16 protein-coding genes are annotated in these 15,409 nt (G+C 71.3%); 9 read left to right on the top strand and 7 right to left on the bottom strand.

Features of this window, described 5'->3' with window-relative positions; translation table 11 throughout:
* The first annotated feature begins 77 nt into the window (after nucleotides 1-77).
* The 4 genes from ACZ4VK_RS13005 to ACZ4VK_RS13020 all read left to right on the top strand — a co-directional run bounded on the left by ACZ4VK_RS13005 (nucleotide 78) and on the right by ACZ4VK_RS13020 (nucleotide 3,859).
* Nucleotides 78-758 (top strand): ScbR family autoregulator-binding transcription factor, encoded by a 681-nt coding sequence (locus ACZ4VK_RS13005; protein WP_468351498.1) that lies wholly within the window; start codon nucleotides 78-80, stop codon nucleotides 756-758.
* A 139-nt stretch (nucleotides 759-897) separates the two neighbouring features.
* Nucleotides 898-2,049 (top strand): acyl-CoA dehydrogenase family protein, encoded by a 1,152-nt coding sequence (locus tag ACZ4VK_RS13010; protein WP_468351500.1) that lies wholly within the window; start codon nucleotides 898-900, stop codon nucleotides 2,047-2,049.
* 28 nt (nucleotides 2,050-2,077) lie between these two features.
* Nucleotides 2,078-2,863: an electron transfer flavoprotein subunit beta/FixA family protein gene (locus ACZ4VK_RS13015; RefSeq protein WP_468351502.1), complete on the top strand. Its 786-nt coding sequence runs from the start codon at nucleotides 2,078-2,080 to the stop codon at nucleotides 2,861-2,863.
* Nucleotides 2,864-2,902: 39 nt separating this feature from the next.
* Entirely contained in the window at nucleotides 2,903-3,859 is a 957-nt protein-coding gene (locus ACZ4VK_RS13020; RefSeq protein ID WP_468351504.1) for an electron transfer flavoprotein subunit alpha/FixB family protein, read from the top strand.
* Nucleotides 3,860-3,939: 80 nt separating this feature from the next.
* Here ACZ4VK_RS13020 and ACZ4VK_RS13025 read toward each other — a convergent pair whose 3' ends face one another.
* From ACZ4VK_RS13025 to ACZ4VK_RS13035, 3 genes are all read right to left on the bottom strand, one after another.
* Complete coding sequence (locus ACZ4VK_RS13025) at nucleotides 3,940-4,329, bottom strand: zinc ribbon domain-containing protein (protein WP_073817269.1); 390 nt, start codon at nucleotides 4,327-4,329, stop codon at nucleotides 3,940-3,942.
* 134 nt (nucleotides 4,330-4,463) lie between these two features.
* The gene (locus tag ACZ4VK_RS13030; protein ID WP_468351506.1) at nucleotides 4,464-5,171 is read right to left on the bottom strand and encodes a TetR family transcriptional regulator; all 708 of its coding nucleotides are present in this window, start codon (nucleotides 5,169-5,171) and stop codon (nucleotides 4,464-4,466) included.
* A 130-nt stretch (nucleotides 5,172-5,301) separates the two neighbouring features.
* Complete coding sequence (locus ACZ4VK_RS13035) at nucleotides 5,302-6,063, bottom strand: SDR family NAD(P)-dependent oxidoreductase (protein ID WP_468351508.1); 762 nt, start codon at nucleotides 6,061-6,063, stop codon at nucleotides 5,302-5,304.
* 309 nt (nucleotides 6,064-6,372) lie between these two features.
* Between ACZ4VK_RS13035 and ACZ4VK_RS13040 the strand changes: the two genes are divergently transcribed.
* On the top strand, nucleotides 6,373-6,900 hold the full coding sequence (locus ACZ4VK_RS13040) for a hypothetical protein (RefSeq protein ID WP_468351510.1): 528 nt from the start codon (nucleotides 6,373-6,375) through the stop codon (nucleotides 6,898-6,900).
* A 122-nt stretch (nucleotides 6,901-7,022) separates the two neighbouring features.
* On the opposite strand, the gene ACZ4VK_RS13045 is transcribed toward ACZ4VK_RS13040, so the two are convergent.
* Nucleotides 7,023-8,174 carry an acyl-CoA dehydrogenase family protein gene (locus ACZ4VK_RS13045; RefSeq protein ID WP_468351512.1) on the bottom strand — a complete coding sequence of 384 codons (1,152 nt, stop codon included), beginning with the start codon at nucleotides 8,172-8,174 and terminating at the stop codon, nucleotides 7,023-7,025.
* A gap of 115 nt (nucleotides 8,175-8,289) precedes the next feature.
* Between ACZ4VK_RS13045 and ACZ4VK_RS13050 the strand changes: the two genes are divergently transcribed.
* The 4 genes from ACZ4VK_RS13050 to ACZ4VK_RS13065 all read left to right on the top strand — a co-directional run bounded on the left by ACZ4VK_RS13050 (nucleotide 8,290) and on the right by ACZ4VK_RS13065 (nucleotide 11,570).
* Nucleotides 8,290-8,895, top strand: coding sequence for a TetR/AcrR family transcriptional regulator (locus tag ACZ4VK_RS13050; RefSeq protein WP_468351514.1), 606 nt, complete (start codon nucleotides 8,290-8,292; stop codon nucleotides 8,893-8,895).
* 294 nt (nucleotides 8,896-9,189) lie between these two features.
* Nucleotides 9,190-9,825, top strand: coding sequence for a TNT domain-containing protein (locus ACZ4VK_RS13055; protein WP_468352046.1), 636 nt, complete (start codon nucleotides 9,190-9,192; stop codon nucleotides 9,823-9,825).
* On the top strand, nucleotides 9,822-10,064 hold the full coding sequence (locus tag ACZ4VK_RS13060; RefSeq protein WP_468351516.1) for a hypothetical protein: 243 nt from the start codon (nucleotides 9,822-9,824) through the stop codon (nucleotides 10,062-10,064). Before ACZ4VK_RS13055 ends, ACZ4VK_RS13060 begins: the two co-directional genes overlap by 4 nt.
* Nucleotides 10,065-10,256: 192 nt before the next feature.
* Nucleotides 10,257-11,570, top strand: a complete 1,314-nt coding sequence (locus ACZ4VK_RS13065) for an ROK family transcriptional regulator (protein ID WP_468351518.1) — start codon at nucleotides 10,257-10,259, stop codon at nucleotides 11,568-11,570.
* Between the two features lie 112 nt (nucleotides 11,571-11,682).
* On the opposite strand, the gene ACZ4VK_RS13070 is transcribed toward ACZ4VK_RS13065, so the two are convergent.
* The 3 genes from ACZ4VK_RS13070 to ACZ4VK_RS13080 all read right to left on the bottom strand — a co-directional run bounded on the left by ACZ4VK_RS13070 (nucleotide 11,683) and on the right by ACZ4VK_RS13080 (nucleotide 15,144).
* A complete protein-coding gene (locus ACZ4VK_RS13070; RefSeq protein ID WP_468351520.1) occupies nucleotides 11,683-12,321 on the bottom strand; it encodes a class I SAM-dependent methyltransferase in 639 nt (212 codons plus the stop codon).
* A 165-nt stretch (nucleotides 12,322-12,486) separates the two neighbouring features.
* Complete coding sequence (locus ACZ4VK_RS13075; RefSeq protein WP_468351522.1) at nucleotides 12,487-13,623, bottom strand: XdhC family protein; 1,137 nt, start codon at nucleotides 13,621-13,623, stop codon at nucleotides 12,487-12,489.
* Between the two features lie 45 nt (nucleotides 13,624-13,668).
* Nucleotides 13,669-15,144, bottom strand: coding sequence for an NCS2 family permease (locus ACZ4VK_RS13080; RefSeq protein ID WP_389681134.1), 1,476 nt, complete (start codon nucleotides 15,142-15,144; stop codon nucleotides 13,669-13,671).
* Nucleotides 15,145-15,409 lie beyond the last annotated feature (265 nt).

Genomic DNA, 15,409 nt, shown 5'->3' on the forward strand with positions numbered 1-15,409 from the left:
AATACGTACAGCCCGGTTTTCTTTTCAATGCTTCGCGTCACACGGCGAACACGGTCAGCGATACAGCAGGAGGCGCCTTGGCACAGCAAGCGCGTGCAATCCGAACCCGGCGGGCGATCCTGGAGTCGGCGGCGGCCGTCTTCGCGGAGCGCGGCTATGAGCGGACGACCATCGGGGAGATCTTGGTGCGCGCCGGGGTGACCAAGGGGGCGCTGTATTTCCACTTTGCTTCCAAGGAAGACCTGGCTCTCGGTGTGCTCGACGCCCAGATGCTCGACGAGCCGCTCACTCCCCAGCCCATCAAGCTCCAGGAGCTGGTGGACCAGGGCTTCCTCCTCGCTCACCGGCTGCAGCGTGACGCGCTGGTGCGCGCGAGCGTCGCCCTGGCCCTCGACAGTGGTGCCACGGGGGTGGACCGGGCCGCTCCGTTCCGGGCGTGGATCGATCAGGTCTCCGAGGTGCTGACGGTCGCGAAGGCCCGCGGGGAGCTCCTCGTCCATGTGAACGTGACGGACACGGCCGAGCTGTTCGCCGGCGCCTTCGCGGGAATCCAGACGATGTCCCAGATTCTTTGCGATCGCAATGATCTGACGCATCGGGTCCTTGTGCTTCTGCGGCATGTTCTGCCGACCATCTGCACCCCCGCCCTGCTGACCGATCTGGAGATCACCGAAGAGCGCGCCCGGCGCCTCGCCACCGAGTACGACGAGCGTCGGCTCCATCGAGGAGAGGGAAACCTCGCGGACATCTCCCGTTAAGAAAACCGACCGTCCGGTCCTCTTCGACCCCTGAAGCGCCCCGTCGCAGAACATGCGACGGGGCGCTCTGGCGTCATGGCACTGAGTGTGTTTTGCTGAGGGTACTCAGTGCCACTAGCGTCTAGGGGAGCTCCACATCATGGGCAAGGACTTCGACCTGTATCGGCCCTCCGAGGAGCACGACATGCTCCGGGAGTCGGTCCGTGCGCTCGCGGAGGCGAAGATCGTGCCGTTCGCCGCGGCGGTGGACGAGGAGGGCCGCTTCCCGCAGGAGGCCCTGGACGCGCTGGTCGCCAACGACCTGCACGCCGTGCACGTCCCGGAGACCTACGGCGGCGCCGGCGCGGACGCCCTCGCCACGGTGATCGTGATCGAGGAGGTCGCGCGCGCGTGCGGCAGCTCCTCGCTGATCCCGGCGGTCAACAAGCTGGGCTCGCTGCCGGTGATCCTCTCCGGCTCCGAGGAGCTCAAGCACCAGTACCTCGGCCCGCTCGCCAAGGGCGACGCGATGTTCTCCTACGCCCTCTCCGAGCCCGACGCGGGTTCGGACGCCGCGGGGATGAAGACGCGCGCGGTGCGCGACGGGGACTTCTGGGTGCTCAACGGCGTGAAGCGGTGGATCACCAACGCCGGCGTCTCCGAGTACTACACGGTGATGGCCGTCACCGACCCCGAGAAGCGCTCCAAGGGCATCAGCGCCTTCGTCGTGGAGAAGTCCGACGAGGGCGTCTCCTTCGGCGCGCCGGAGAAGAAGCTCGGCATCAAGGGCTCTCCGACCCGCGAGGTCTACCTCGACAACGTCCGCATCCCCGCGAGCCGGATGATCGGCGCCGAGGGCACCGGCTTCGCCACCGCGATGAAGACCCTCGACCACACCCGGGTCACCATCGCCGCCCAGGCCATCGGCATCGCCCAGGGCGCCCTCGACTACGCCAAGGGCTACGTCAAGGAGCGCAAGCAGTTCGGCAAGCCCATCGCCGACTTCCAGGGCGTGCAGTTCATGCTCGCCGACATGGCCATGAAGCTCGAGGCCGCCCGTCAGCTCACCTACGCCGCGGCGGCCAAGTCCGAGCGCGTCGACGGCGACCTCACCTTCTTCGGCGCGGCCGCGAAGTGCTTCGCGTCCGACGTCGCCATGGAGGTCACCACCGACGCCGTCCAGCTCCTCGGCGGCTACGGCTACACGCGTGACTACCCCGTCGAGCGCATGATGCGCGACGCCAAGATCACCCAGATCTACGAAGGCACCAACCAGGTCCAGCGGATCGTCATGGCCCGCAACCTCCCCTAACTCCCTGCCCGTTGAAAGGAGACAGGCCGTGACCCTGAAGATCGCTGTCTGTGTGAAGTACGTCCCCGACGCGACCGGCGACCGCGGTTTCGCCGATGACCTGACGACCGACCGCGAGGCCGTCGACGGTCTGCTCTCGGAGCTCGACGAGTACGCCGTCGAGCAGGCGCTGCGGATCTCGGAAGAGGCCGACGACGCCGAGGTCACCGTCGTCACCGTGGGCCCGGACGACGCCAAGGACGCGCTGCGCAAGGCGCTGTCGATGGGTGCCGACAAGGCCGTCCACGTCAACGACGAGGACATCCACGGCTCCGACGTGATCGCCACCTCCGCGATCCTGGCCAAGGCCCTGGAGAAGACCGGCTTCGACCTGGTCGTCTGCGGCATGGCCTCGACCGACGGCACGATGGGCGTGCTGCCCGCGCTGCTCGCCGAGCGTCTCTCCCTGCCCCAGGTGACGCTGCTCTCGGAGCTCTCCGTCGAGGACGGCCTGGTGAAGGGCCGCCGTGACGGCGACGCCGCCACCGAGCACCTGGAGGCCCCGCTGCCGGCCGTCGTCTCGGTCACCGACCAGTCCGGCGAGGCCCGTTACCCCTCCTTCAAGGGGATCATGGCCGCCAAGAAGAAGCCGGTCCAGGAGCTGGACCTGGACGACCTGGACATCGACGCCGACGAGGTGGGCCTCGCCGGGGCCTGGACGCTCGTCGACGCCGTGGCCGCGCGCCCGGCCCGTACGCAGGGCACGATCGTCACCGACGAGGGCGACGGCGGCAAGCAGCTCGCCGCCTTCCTCGCCACCCAGAAGTTCATCTGACCCGCCGCCGGCCAGACACCCACACAGGAGCAACGAATCATGGCTGAGATCCTGGTTCTCGTGGACCACGCCGACGGTGCGGTCCGCAAGCCGGCCCTCGAACTGCTGACCCTCGCCCGCCGCATCGGCGAGCCCACGGCGGTCGTCCTCGGCGCCGGCGAGGCCGCCGCCTCGATCGCCGCCACCGCCGGCGAGTACGGCGCCGCGACCGTGTACGTCGCGGACGGCGCCGAGTTCACCGAGCAGCTCGTCGTGCCGAAGGTCGACGCGCTCACCCAGCTCGCCCAGGAGAAGGGGGCGGCCGCCGTCCTGGTGACCTCCTCCGGCGAGGGCAAGGAGATCGCGGCCCGCGTCGCGCTCCGCCTCGGCTCCGGTCTCATCACCGACGCCGTGGAGCTCGAGGCCGGCGAGGACGGCCCGGTCGCCACCCAGTCGGTCTTCGCCGCCTCGTACCAGGTGAAGTCGCGGGTCTCGCACGGCGTACCGGTCATCACCGTCAAGCCGAACTCCGCCGCCCCGGAGGCCGCTCCGGCCGCCGGCACGGTCGAGAACGTCACCGTGGCCTTCACCGGCAACGCGGCGAAGGTCGTCTCGCGCACCGCGCGCGTCTCCACCGGCCGCCCCGAGCTCACCGAGTCCGCGATCGTGGTCTCCGGCGGTCGTGGTGTCGGCGCGGCCGAGGGCTTCGCGGTCGTCGAGAAGCTGGCCGACTCGCTCGGCGCGGCCGTCGGCGCCTCCCGCGCCGCCGTGGACGCCGGCTGGTACCCGCACGCCAACCAGGTCGGCCAGACCGGCAAGCAGGTCTCGCCGCAGCTGTACGTCGCGGCGGGCATCTCCGGCGCGATCCAGCACCGCGCCGGCATGCAGACGTCGAAGACGATCGTCGCGGTCAACAAGGACGCCGAGGCCCCGATCTTCGACCTGGTGGACTACGGCGTGGTCGGTGACCTCTTCGAGGTGCTGCCGCAGCTGACGGACGAGATCGGCGCCCGCTGACCGTTCCCCTCGCCCGACGAGGAAAAGGGCGGGTGGGTGGCACTCTGTGCCACCCACCCGCCCCTTTCCGCTGTGCCGTGTCAGATCCAGCCGTCGAGCGGGACCTCCTCGCAGAGCCGGACGACCGGCCTGCGGCCGGTCACGCCGACACCCGACGAGAGCTTGACCCGGACGCCGGGGCGCACCGCGTGCAGGGGTCCGTCGACGCGGCAGCGGACCGTGAAGCCCTCCGTCATGTACACCGGCCAGAGGTCGGCATCGGCCGCGGCCACCCCGCGCCGTACGGAGATCACGCCCTCGCCCTCGCTGAGTTGGGGGGTGAGCTCGGTCGACCCGCAGGTCGGACAGAGCAGTCGCTGGAACGTCGTGGTGTGGCACCAGCGGCAGCGCTGGAAGTAGAGCTCGGCGTCGGGGGCCGACTCCTCTGCGGCCCGGACGGCGGTCCCGCTCCTCATTCCCGTGTGGAACACGATGCCTTCTCCTTGCACTCGGCGGCTCGACCGTGCATGGAGCAAAGATATGGCACTGAGTGCCATCAAATAAAGACCTGAGTTCCCTCAATTAGAGATACCGGGAACCCCGGAGGAGATTTCTCCGTCCGCGCTCAGCCCTCGCCGAGGCTCGACTCCACCTCGCGCACCACCCGCCACATGGGGGTGGACCGCTTGGTGATCACCACCACGACGTCCTCGGCCTCCTCGGCCGGCGCGTCCACGACCGCGTCCGGGCTCCAGGTGGCGCGGACGAACTCCAGGGCCCGGTCCACCTCGGCCAGCGGGTCGCCCTCCCCGCCCGAGCGCAGCCAGTGCCGCAGGGCGTGGTTGTGGGCGGCGACCACGGCCGCGGCGGCCACGTTGGCGCGCAGGGTGCCGTCCCTGCGGTCGGCCCAGCGGGTGCGCAGATAGTCGCCGAGGGTCTTCTCGTACCGCCAGACGACCGAGAGTTCGTACGTGCGCAGTCCGGCCACCTCGCGGGTGAGCCGGTAGCGCTGGACGGAGAAGGTGGGGTTCTCGGCGTACATCCGCATGACGAGCCGGGCGGCGCCGCAGACCCGGACCATCGGGTCGTCGGAGTCGGCGCTCGCGGCGAGGAAGCGGGTCATGTCGGCGAGGCACTGTTCGTGGTCGGGGAAGACCACGTCCTCCTTCGACGGGAAGTACCGGAAGAAGGACCTGCGGCCGACGCCCGCGAGCGTGACGATGTCGTCGACCGTGGTCTGCTCGTAGCCCCGCTCGAGGAAGAGCCGGAAGGCGGCGGCGATGAGGGAGTCCCGCATCGCTGGCTTCGTGGAGTTCGTCGACGCTGTTCCCATGGGCCGAACCTAACATTGGGAACGGCTCGGCGCGGCACTAGGTGCCGGAGGAATCCGGCACCGAGTGCCGCTGGGAGGGTACGGAGGCCCAGCTGCCGCGCGGCAGCGGGCTCGTGTGCGGGCGGCGGCCTCAGCGGGCGGTCATGCGGAGGGCGCCGTCCATCCGGATCGTCTCGCCGTTGAGGTAGTCGTGCTCGGCGACCATCGTCACCAGGCGGGCGTACTCCTCCGGGCGGGCGAGGCGCTGCGGGAAGGTGACGCTCGCGGCGAGACCCGCCCTGACGTCCTCCCCGAACCCGGCCATCATCGGGGTGTCGACGATGCCGGGGGCGATGGTGACGACCCGGATGCCGAACTGCGCCAGGTCACGGGCGGCGGTGACGGTCATGCCCGCGACGCCGGCCTTGGACGCGGCGTAGGCGATCTGGCCGACCTGGCCCTCGAAGGCCGCGATCGAGGCGGTGTTGACCACGAGACCGCGCTGACCGTTCTCGTCGGGCTCGTGCCGGGCGATGGCCTCGGCGGCGAGCCGCATCACGTTGAACGTCCCGAGCAGGTTGACGTCCAGCACCGCCCGGAACAGGTCGAGGTCGTGCGGGCCCTTGCGGCCCAGGATGCGGGCGGAGGGGGCGATGCCCGCGCAGTTCACCGCGAGCCGCAGTTCGGCGCCGTCGGTGTCGATCGCGGCGAGGGCCTCGCGGACCTGACGCTCGTCGGTGACGTCGGCGGCGAACAGCCGGACGCCCTCGGGCAGCGTCCCCGCGGCGGCCACCGCCTTGTCGAGGTCGAGGCCGTAGACGCTGGCGCCCCGGGCGGCGAGCGCCGCGGCCGTGGCGGCGCCGAGACCGGAAGCGGCGCCGGTGACGAGAGCGGCGGAGCCGGCGATGTCCATGGAACTCCTCGTTCGTGTCGTGCGGGTGCGACCCTGCCGCCGGGTTGGCCGCCGGACCGGGCGCGTGCCCGCGGAGGACCGCGCGGTCCGCGCGGTCTGCGCCGCCCACCATAGAACCGCAGGCCGCGGCCCCGGAAGCGGAGGCTGTGCCTTCGCGGGGAAGCACGGCCCAGACCCTCCCATCGAAAGTACGACAATCGGCTGAATGCCTCGACGGAAGGCCCGCCGGTCGGCCAAACTGTCCTGAACAGGCCTTCACACAGGCCCCGTTGGCAACAACGGCATCAGGGTTATAGGTACGGGGGGAACATGGCAGGGACCATTCAGCGGTGGACGGGACGCATAGCGGGCACGACGGCCGCGGCGGTGCTGATCGTCGGGGGCACGACGGGCACCTCGTTCGCCATCGAGAACCCGCCCACGGTCGACATCACCGCGAACTTCGGCGTGGTCGCGACCACGCATCCGGACACGGTCGGCTGCAACGGCTACAAGGTGGCCGGGACGGGGACGGCCACCGGCAAGCCGGTCACGGGCACCTGGACGCAGACCGAGGACGCGTGCACCGCGACCGTCGCCGGCAAGTACGAGATCAAGGGCACGGCGATGGTCACCGAACCCGACGGTGACAAGTTCAAGATCAGCTACCACCTCACGGCGCCGCTGACCTCGGACACCATGGTCTATCCGACCGGCACGTTCTCGATCCTGCGCGGCGAGGGCACCTTCGAGGACGCGACCGGCGGCGGTCAGATGAGCGCCCAGGTCAATCTGCTCGACCACGATCACGTCACGGCCCGTCTGACGGGGTACATCCGCTTCTTCTGGCAGGTCTGACCCGAGGCCGAACGGCCACATGGTCGAACGGTCGGACAGCGGCGGGCGACGACACCCTGTCGTCGCCCGCCGCTACGCCTTGCTCACAGGGGCGGTCCGGGTGGCGGCCCGCCGCTGACGCCCTACTTCCCCGCGAGGGAGAGCCCCCGGCTGATGACCAGGCGCTGGATCTGGTTGGTGCCCTCGAAGATCTGGGTGATCTTGGCTTCGCGCATATAGCGCTCGACCGGGAAGTCACGGGTGTAGCCGTAGCCGCCGAGGACCTGGACGGCGTCCGTCGTGACCTTCATCGCCGTGTCGGTGGCGATGAGCTTGGCCGCGCTGGCCTGGCGGCTGAAGGGGCGGCCGAGGTCGCGACGGCGGGCCGCGTCCAGGTAGGTGGCGCGGGCCGCGTCGACGGCGGCGGCCATGTCGGCGAGGAGAAAGCCGAGGCCCTGGTGGTCGACGATCCGGCGGCCGAAGGTGGTGCGCTCGTTGGCGTAGGCGACGGCGGCGTCGAGGGCTGCCTGGGCGAGGCCCGTGGCGCACGCGGCGATGCCGAGCCGGCCGCTGTCGAGGGCACTGAAGGCGATCTGGAGGCCCTGGCCCTCGCTTCCGACGAGCCGGTCGGCTTCGAGGAGCGCTCCGTCCCAGTAGGCGGAGGTGGTCGGCACGGCCTGGAGGCCCATCTTCCGCTCGGGGGCGCCGAAGCTCAGGCCTTCGGTGGCGCCGGGGGCGAGGAAGCAGGAGACGCCGTGGCTGCCGGGCGCGGTACGGGCGAAGAGCGCGTAGAACCCGGCCTTGCCACCGTGGGTGATCCAGGCCTTGGTGCCGGTGACGCGGTAGCCGCCGTCGTCCTGGCGCTCCGCCTTGCAGGTGAGGGCGGCGGCGTCGGAGCCGGCCTGGGGCTCGGAGAGGCTGTAGCCGCCGACGGTCCGGCCCTCCAGCATCGCGGGCAGCCAGCGTTCCTTCTGCTCGGCGGTGCCGAAGGTGTGCAGCGGGTGGCAGGCGAGGGTGTGGACGCTGGTGGCGACGGCGACGGCGGCCCAGCGCGCGGCGAGCTCCTCCAGGACCTGGAGGTAGACCTCGTACGGCTGGCCTCCGCCGCCGTACTCCTCGGGGTAGGGCAGGCCGAGGAGCCCGGCCTCGCCGAGGGTGGCGAAGAGCCCTTCGGGATAGGTCTCGGTGGCCTCGTACTCGTCCACCCGCGGAGAGAGCTCCTTGTCGGCGATCTCCCGGGTGAGGGCGATGAGGTCCGCTGCCTCGGGGGTGGGAAGCAGGCGGTCGACATCCATGGCGACTCCAGCGGCGCGCAAAGTGGTACTGGGGGAGGTACTGCAGTACCGCTTAGCGTAGCGCAGAAGGAGGTCGCCGTAACCCCCCGAAGGGGCGGCCTGGAATACTGTTCGGGTGATCGAGACCCGAGCCGCCGACACCCCGAAACTCACGGGCCGCGGCGCGGCGCGTCGCTCCGCCCTCTTCGAGGAGCTGGTGGCCCTTCTGGTCGGCGAGGGCTTCGCCCGGCTGACGCTCGACGACCTCGCCGCGCGCCTGCACTGTTCGAAGCGGACCCTCTACGGGCTCGCCGGCAGCAAGGAGCAGCTGGTCCGGGCCGCGGTCGTGCACTTCTTCCGGCGCGCCACGGCCCGTGTCGAGGCGGGCCTCGCCGCCGCGACCGATCCGGCGGAGCGCCTCGCCGCCTATCTCCGGGCGGTTTCGGCCGAGCTGGCGCCGGTCTCGCCGCAGTTCTTCGACGACGTCGCCGCGTTCGAGCCGGCGGCGGAGGTGTACGAGCGGAACACGCGCGCGGCGGCCGGCCGGGTGCAGCAGCTCATCGAGGAGGGCGTGCGGGCCGGGGTCTTCCGGGAGGTCCATGTGACCTTCGCGGCCGACGTCATCTCCTCGGTGATGGTCCGCATCCAGCGGCGGCAGGTCGCGTCGGCGACGGGCCTGGCCGACGCCGAGGCGTACGAACAACTGGCCGAGCTGCTCCTCAGCGGCCTCCGCCGGGCCTGAGGGCGAGATCCGGCGGGGTTGCCCCTGCGGGGATGCCCTGACCGGCGCGCCTGCCCGGCCAAGCTGCCGGGCCAGCCGACCGACCTGCCACCCGCGGGCCAACCTGACCGGCCGGGCCCTCCTGACCGGGGCTGCGCCGACAGGCACGCCTGGCCGGATTCCGGCCGCTTTCGATCACCCTGCGCACCTGATCCACTACTGTGTGCCGCGCCAACGACCATCACCCCACCCCAGGGAGACCTCCGCGTGGAGCGCAGCCGTACCGTCCCGAGGATCCGTGCCGTACTCGCCGCCATGGGCGTCACCGCCGCCCTCGCCGCAGCCCCCGCGGCGCAGGCCGCGCCGGCCGAGGAGCCCGCCGCCGCTCCCCCGGCCCCCTGCACCGGGGAGTTCCAGGGCGACAAGCGGCTCGGCCCGAAGCACCTGCCGAAGAAGTGGCAGGAGCCGGTCGGGCCGCTGCTCAACCGCTACCACAGGACCGGGAGGCTCTCGTCCGAGGACTTCCTCAAGAAGTACTGGGAGGGTCCCGCCGACACCGGCGGCTGGAAGTACCCGCCGAACGACGGCTTCGGCGAGGTCAACGGCACCGTCGACAAGGCGCCCGAGCTCCTGACGGAGGGCGAGCGCCTGGACCGTTTCGGCTCCGAGTACGGCTCCTATCTGGCTCCCGCCGGTGACGCGTACGCCGAGCGGGCGCTGCCCCCGCAGAACCTCAACACGCGGGACGCGGCCTTCCCCTGCGACTACCACCTGTACGAGGTGACGCGGTCGTTCGTGGTCTGGGAGGGCTCGATCGCGCCCTGGTTCGAGCAGCCGGGGGGCGGCCGCCAGATCAAACTGGACCCGGCCTTCCTGAACCCGGGCGAGGGTCAGCGACTGAACGTGAAGTGGCTCCTCGACAACGGCTATCTGGTGCGCGTCCCCGCGTGACCGACCGCCGCGCGCTGGAACGGGCACTCCGGGAGACCGGGGTGCCCGCGGCGTACTACTGGATCGAGGGCGTCCACGAACCGGCGCCCACCCCGCCCGACTTCGTCTATCTGCGGACGGGTCCTGGCGGGGCCGGCTGGGAGACCGGGGTGTACGAGCGGGGCGCGTACGAACCGATCGCCACGCACGGCACCGAGGCGGACGCCTGCGCCCACCTCCGGACGCTCCTCGGCGCGTAGGCGTCCCCGCCCGCCCGAGACGCCGCCCGGTACTCGAAGGTCTGCGAGAGTGGAAGGAGCAAGCGTCCCGCGTTCAGACCCTGAAGGCCTCCCGGGCTTAATTCAGGATGTGACTTAAACCTCAAGAGAAGAGCGCCTCCAGGGTCCTGACAGCGGTATGTTGCGGTCAGGACTACTTCACCTGGGGGCCCAGTGACCATGCGGAACGGCCGCACCGTGCGGGACCTGCGACGCGAGAACCGCACCGCCGTCCTCCAACGCCTGTACTTCGACGGGCCGATGAGCCGCTTCTCGCTCGGCCCCGCCACCGGTCTCAGCTCCGGCTCGGTCAGCAACGTGGTCGCGGAGCTCGTCGCGGAGGGCCTGGTCGAGGAGGCCGGGAGCGTCGACTCGGCGGGCGGCCGCCCCCGCACCCTGCTCCGGGTCACCCCGGGCAGCGGCTGCATGATCGGCGTCGACGTCGGCGAGACCCGGGTCAGGATCGAGCTGTTCGACCTCACCCTCACCGAACTCGCGCGGACCGAGCGCCCCCTGGCGGTCGAGGGTCCCCACCCGCACGACCGGTACGAGGTCGGAGTGGTCGTCGGCCATGTCCGGGAGGGCATCGCCGAGGTGCTGCGGACCGCGGACGTGCCCGCGGAGCGCCTCCTCGGTGTCGGCGTGGGCGTGCCGGGGATCGTGGCCCGGGACTCCGGGGACGGCGGCGCGGTCGTTCACGGCCAGACGATCGGCTGGGACGCGGTCCCCTTCGAGCGTCTGCTGCGTGGGGCGGTCGAGCTGCCGGCCGAGGTGCCGTACTGGATCGACAACGGCGCCAAGACGCTCGGGCAGGCGGAGATGTGGTTCGGGGCGGGGCGGGGCGCGCAGAGCGCGGTGATCGTGCTGTTCGGCTCGGGCGTCGGCGCCTGTGTGGTCACCGATCCGCTGGGGCCGGGGCGGGCCGTGGAGTGGGGTCATCTGACGGTACGGGTGCGGGGCCGCCGCTGCCGTTGCGGGGCCCGGGGATGTCTGGAGGCGTACGCGGGCGCGGAAGCCCTCCTGGAACGGTGGCGGGAGGCCGGGGGCCGGCCACCGGCCGGGGCGGACGAGGAGACCGCCCTGACGGCGATGCTCGCCGCCGCGTACCCGGCGGACCCAGCGGCGGCCCCCGACGCGACCGCGCGCACGGTCCTTGAGGAGACGGCCGAGTATCTGGGCGCCGGCTTCGCCGACCTCATCAACCTCTTCCAGCCCGAACGCATCCTCGTCGGCGGCTGGGCCGGCCTCCAGCTCGGCACCCGCTTCCTGGAGACGGTCACCGGATACGCGAGGGAGTACGCCCTGACGTACCCGGCGGGCCGGGTCTCCATCGGCCTGGGCACGCTGGGCCCGGACGCGGTCACGGTCGGCGCGGCGATCCTGCCGCTCGCGGACTTCTTCGCCCGCGGCGGCCGCCGCGCCGAGACGGATCCCCCCGAGGAGCAGCCGGCCTGGGCCTCGACGGTACGGGAGAGGGCGGCGCACTGAGAGGGCGGCGCCGGAACCGCCGTACCGACGGCGTCAGGGGTGCTGCCCGGCCGAGCCCTTCCGTCCGGTCCGACGAGTGCTTTCCCAGGCAGCCGGCGCGGGACGAGCCGCGTCAGCCGCCGTTGCGGAAGACGAGCAGATAGCGCCAGAAGAGGAGCCTGCGGATGCCACAACCGGGCAGCAGCACCCCGGCCTCCCGGCGGATCCGCGGCAGAGGCATGACCGGCTGTCTCACCGGCGCCTTCACCCCTTCCCGACCGGTCGCGGTGGCGCCCGAGGCACGGCGGAGCCCGTCCCGCACGGCGACGGCCGATCCGGCGACCGCGTTGACGGGCACTGCTGCCAGGCTCCAGGCCCGGTCGGTCCAGGTCTTCTCCGGATAGCAGCCCAGGATCACGAGGACACCGCCGGGTGCGAGCGCGTCACGCAGAGCCGCGACCGTGCCGAACGGCATGTGATGCACACTGGCGAGGCACGAGATGAAGTCGTAGTGGCTCTTGGGCAGTTCGACTTCGGTGACGTCCGCGCGCCGGAAACTCGGGCCCCGGTGACCGGAGACCGGCCCGGACAGCGCGCGGGCCTCCGCGATGGCCTCCTCCGACGGATCGATCGCTTCGACGTCCACGCCCAGGCCAGCGAGCCGACGCGCGAACCGGCCGGTCCCGCAGCCGACGTCCAGTGCCGTACGGCAATGCGGCGGCACCTGGCGCAACAGCAGCCGGTGATAGCGGTCGTTGTGGTCGAAGGGCACGGTGCGACCCTGCCACAGCGCGCGCACCCCGCCGACATCGCCCGGGGGGCGGGCGCGCAGCCGCCCGGGCGCAGTCCGACGCCCGCGCGACCGGCGCCGACGAGACGGCGGTGCTCGCCGCCGTACGGGCCGTGCGCTCGATCAGTCGCGCTGAGGGGTCCGTCCCTACGCCACGGAACCTATGCGGCCGTCCGGTGCGCCGGAGCCGTCGTGGTGGATCGGGGTGTGGGCGCCGGTGAGGGAGACGCCGCTGCCGCCGCGACGGTTGGCGACGATCTCGGCGCCGATCGACAGGGCGGTCTCCTCGGGCGTACGGGCGCCGAGGTCGAGGCCGATCGGCGAGCGCAGGCGCGCGAGTTCGAGTTCGGTGACGCCGACCTCGCGGAGGCGCTTGTTGCGGTCCTCGTGGGTGCGGCGGGAGCCCATCGCGCCGATGTAGGCGACGGGGAGCGTCAGGGCGGCCTTGAGGAGGGGGACGTCGAACTTGGCGTCGTGGGTGAGGACGCACAGGACGGTCCGGCCGTCGGTCTCCGTGGACTCCAGATAGCGGTGGGGCCATTCGACGACGATCTCGTCGGCCTCGGGGAAGCGGGCCGGCGTCGCGAAGACGGGCCGCGCGTCGCAGACGGTGACGTGGTAGCCGAGGAACTTGCCGACCCGGACGAGGGCGGCGGCGAAGTCGATGGCTCCGAAGACGATCATGCGGGGGGCGGGGACGGAGGACTCGACCAGGAGGGTCAGCGGCCGTCCGCAGCGGCTGCCGTCCTCACCGATCTCCACGGTGCCGGTGCGGCCCGCGTCGAGCATCGCGCGGGCCTCGGCCGCCGCGGTGCGGTCCAGCTCGGGGTGGCCGCCGAGCCTTCCCTCGTACGCGCCGTCGGGGCGGACCAGGAGGGCCCGGCCCATCAGGTCCTCGGGGCCGGAGACGATCCGGGCCAGAGCCGCCGCCTCCCCCGTGGTGGCGGCGGCGAGCGCGGCGGGGAAGACCCCGCCGCGCACCGGGGTGACGAGGATGTCGATGACACCGCCGCAGGTCAGACCGACCGCGAAGGCGTCCTCGTCGCTGTAGCCGAAGCGCTCGACGACGGTCCTGCCGTCGTCGAGGGCCTGCGTGCACAGGTCGTAGACCGCGCCCTCCACACACCCTCCGGAGACCGAGCCGATCGCGGTGCCCTCGCTGTCGACGGCGAGTGCGGCGCCCGGCTGCCGGGGCGCGCTGCCGCCGACGGCCACCACGGTGGCCACGGCGAAGTCGCGTCCCTGCTCGACCCACCGGTTGAGCTCTTCGGCGATGTCCAGCATCTCGGTTCTCCTCTGGAAGGTGTGGGGAGGGCGGCGGTGGCGGCGTCAGCCGACGCCGAGCCAGCTCTCGAGCGGGTGGATCGCGAAGTACACGACGAAGATCGCGGTGAGGCCCCACATGAAGGCTCCCACCTCGCGGGCCTTGCCCTGCGCCACCTTGATGACGGCGTAGGAGATGACACCGGCCGCGACACCCGTGGTGATCGTGTACGTGAAGGGCATCAGGACCACGGTGAGGAACACCGGGATGGCGACGGAGCGGTCGCTCCAGTCGACGTGCTTGGCGTTCTGCATCATCATCGCGCCGATGACGACCAGGGCGGCGGAGGCGACCTCGGCCGGCACGATCGCGGTGAGCGGGGTGAAGAAGAGGCAGGCCGCGAAGAAGGCGCCGGTGACGACGGAGGACAGACCCGTGCGAGCCCCCTCGCCGACGCCGGTGGCGGACTCGACGAAGACGGTCTGGCCGGAGCCTCCACCGACACCACCGATGACACCGCCGGCGCCGTCGATGAACAGGGCCTTGGAGAGGCCCGGCATGCGGCCCTTGTCGTCGGCGAGGTTCGCCTCGGAGCCGACGCCGATGATGGTGGCCATGGCGTCGAAGAAGCCGGCGAGGACCAGGGTGAAGACGATCATGGTGATCGTGATGTAGCCGACGTCGCCCCAGCCGCTGAAGGACACCTCGCCGATGAGCGAGAAGTCCGGGGCGGAGACGGCGCTGCCCTTGAGCTCCGGCGCGCCGGAGAACCAGGCGCCCGCGCCCTTGGCCGGGATGTCGGCCACGGCGTTGACGATCATGGCGATGACGGTGCCCGCGACGATGCCGATGAGGATGGCGCCGGGGATGTTCCGGGCCTGCAGCGCGAAGATCAGCAGCAGGGTGACGGCGAAGATGAGGACGGGCCAGCCCATGAGCTCACCGGCCGGGCCGAGGGAGACGGGGCCGCCGCCCGGGGCGGGGTTCTCGTGGACGAAGCCGGCCTTGACGAAGCCGATGATCGCGATGAAGAGGCCGATGCCGATGGTGATCGCGTGCTTGATCGCCAGCGGGATCGCGTTCATGATCATCTCACGGAGGCCGGTGACGACCAGGAGACAGATGATCACACCGTAGGCCACACACATGGCCATCGCCTGCGGCCAGGTCATGACGGCGATGACCTGCGAGGAGAGCACACCGGAGACGCTGAGGCCCGCCGCGAGGGCGAGGGGGACCTTGCCCCAGAAGCCCATCAGGAGCGTGGTGACGGCGGCGGCGAGCGCGGTCGCGGTGATGAGGGCGGGCTGACTGAGGACGTTGCCCGCAACGTCCTTGCCGCCGAGGATCAGGGGGTTGAGCAGGAGAATGTACGCCATCGCCATGAAGGTGGTGACGCCGCCGCGGATCTCCGTCGCGACGGTGGATCCTCTCTCCGAGATGTGAAAGTACCGGTCGAGCCAAGAGCGGCCGGCGGGGACGTTGGAGCCGGAGCCCGCGTCCTCCGAAGCGGTCTTGGGCTCCACAGACGACTGGGTCATGGGGCCTACTCCCAAGGTTCAAAGGGGCACCCGCATCAGACTTCGAAGGAGTTCGGATCTGGTTGAAGCTGCGGGATTTGGGATGCTGCGTGGGCTGCACGACCCGGGGGACGGCCCGAGACGAACGAAATGAATCGGTACTGCGGTACTGCCGGTGATGCGGGTGCTGACGGCGTTACCGGGAGCTGCCGGTGGTGCCGGGGGGTTACTCCGGGCGGTGCGGGCGGGGGAAGTGTGACGTTCCTGGGGAGGCACGTACCGCCCG

Source organism: Streptomyces sp. NPDC028711, from assembly GCF_055565415.1.

Bases quoted from the DNA above. Each gene is read 5' to 3' on its own strand.
- ACZ4VK_RS13010 (WP_468351500.1), top strand. From the start codon at position 898: ATGGGCAAGGACTTCGACCTGTATCGGCCCTCCGAGGAGCACGACATG.
- ACZ4VK_RS13020 (WP_468351504.1), top strand. From the start codon at position 2,903: ATGGCTGAGATCCTGGTTCTCGTGGACCACGCCGACGGTGCGGTCCGC.
- ACZ4VK_RS13030 (WP_468351506.1), bottom strand. From the start codon at position 5,171: ATGGGAACAGCGTCGACGAACTCCACGAAGCCAGCGATGCGGGACTCC.
- ACZ4VK_RS13035 (WP_468351508.1), bottom strand. From the start codon at position 6,063: ATGGACATCGCCGGCTCCGCCGCTCTCGTCACCGGCGCCGCTTCCGGT.
- ACZ4VK_RS13040 (WP_468351510.1), top strand. From the start codon at position 6,373: ATGGCAGGGACCATTCAGCGGTGGACGGGACGCATAGCGGGCACGACG.
- ACZ4VK_RS13045 (WP_468351512.1), bottom strand. From the start codon at position 8,174: ATGGATGTCGACCGCCTGCTTCCCACCCCCGAGGCAGCGGACCTCATC.
- ACZ4VK_RS13055 (WP_468352046.1), top strand. From the start codon at position 9,190: ATGGGCGTCACCGCCGCCCTCGCCGCAGCCCCCGCGGCGCAGGCCGCG.
- ACZ4VK_RS13075 (WP_468351522.1), bottom strand. From the start codon at position 13,623: ATGCTGGACATCGCCGAAGAGCTCAACCGGTGGGTCGAGCAGGGACGC.
- ACZ4VK_RS13080 (WP_389681134.1), bottom strand. From the start codon at position 15,144: ATGACCCAGTCGTCTGTGGAGCCCAAGACCGCTTCGGAGGACGCGGGC.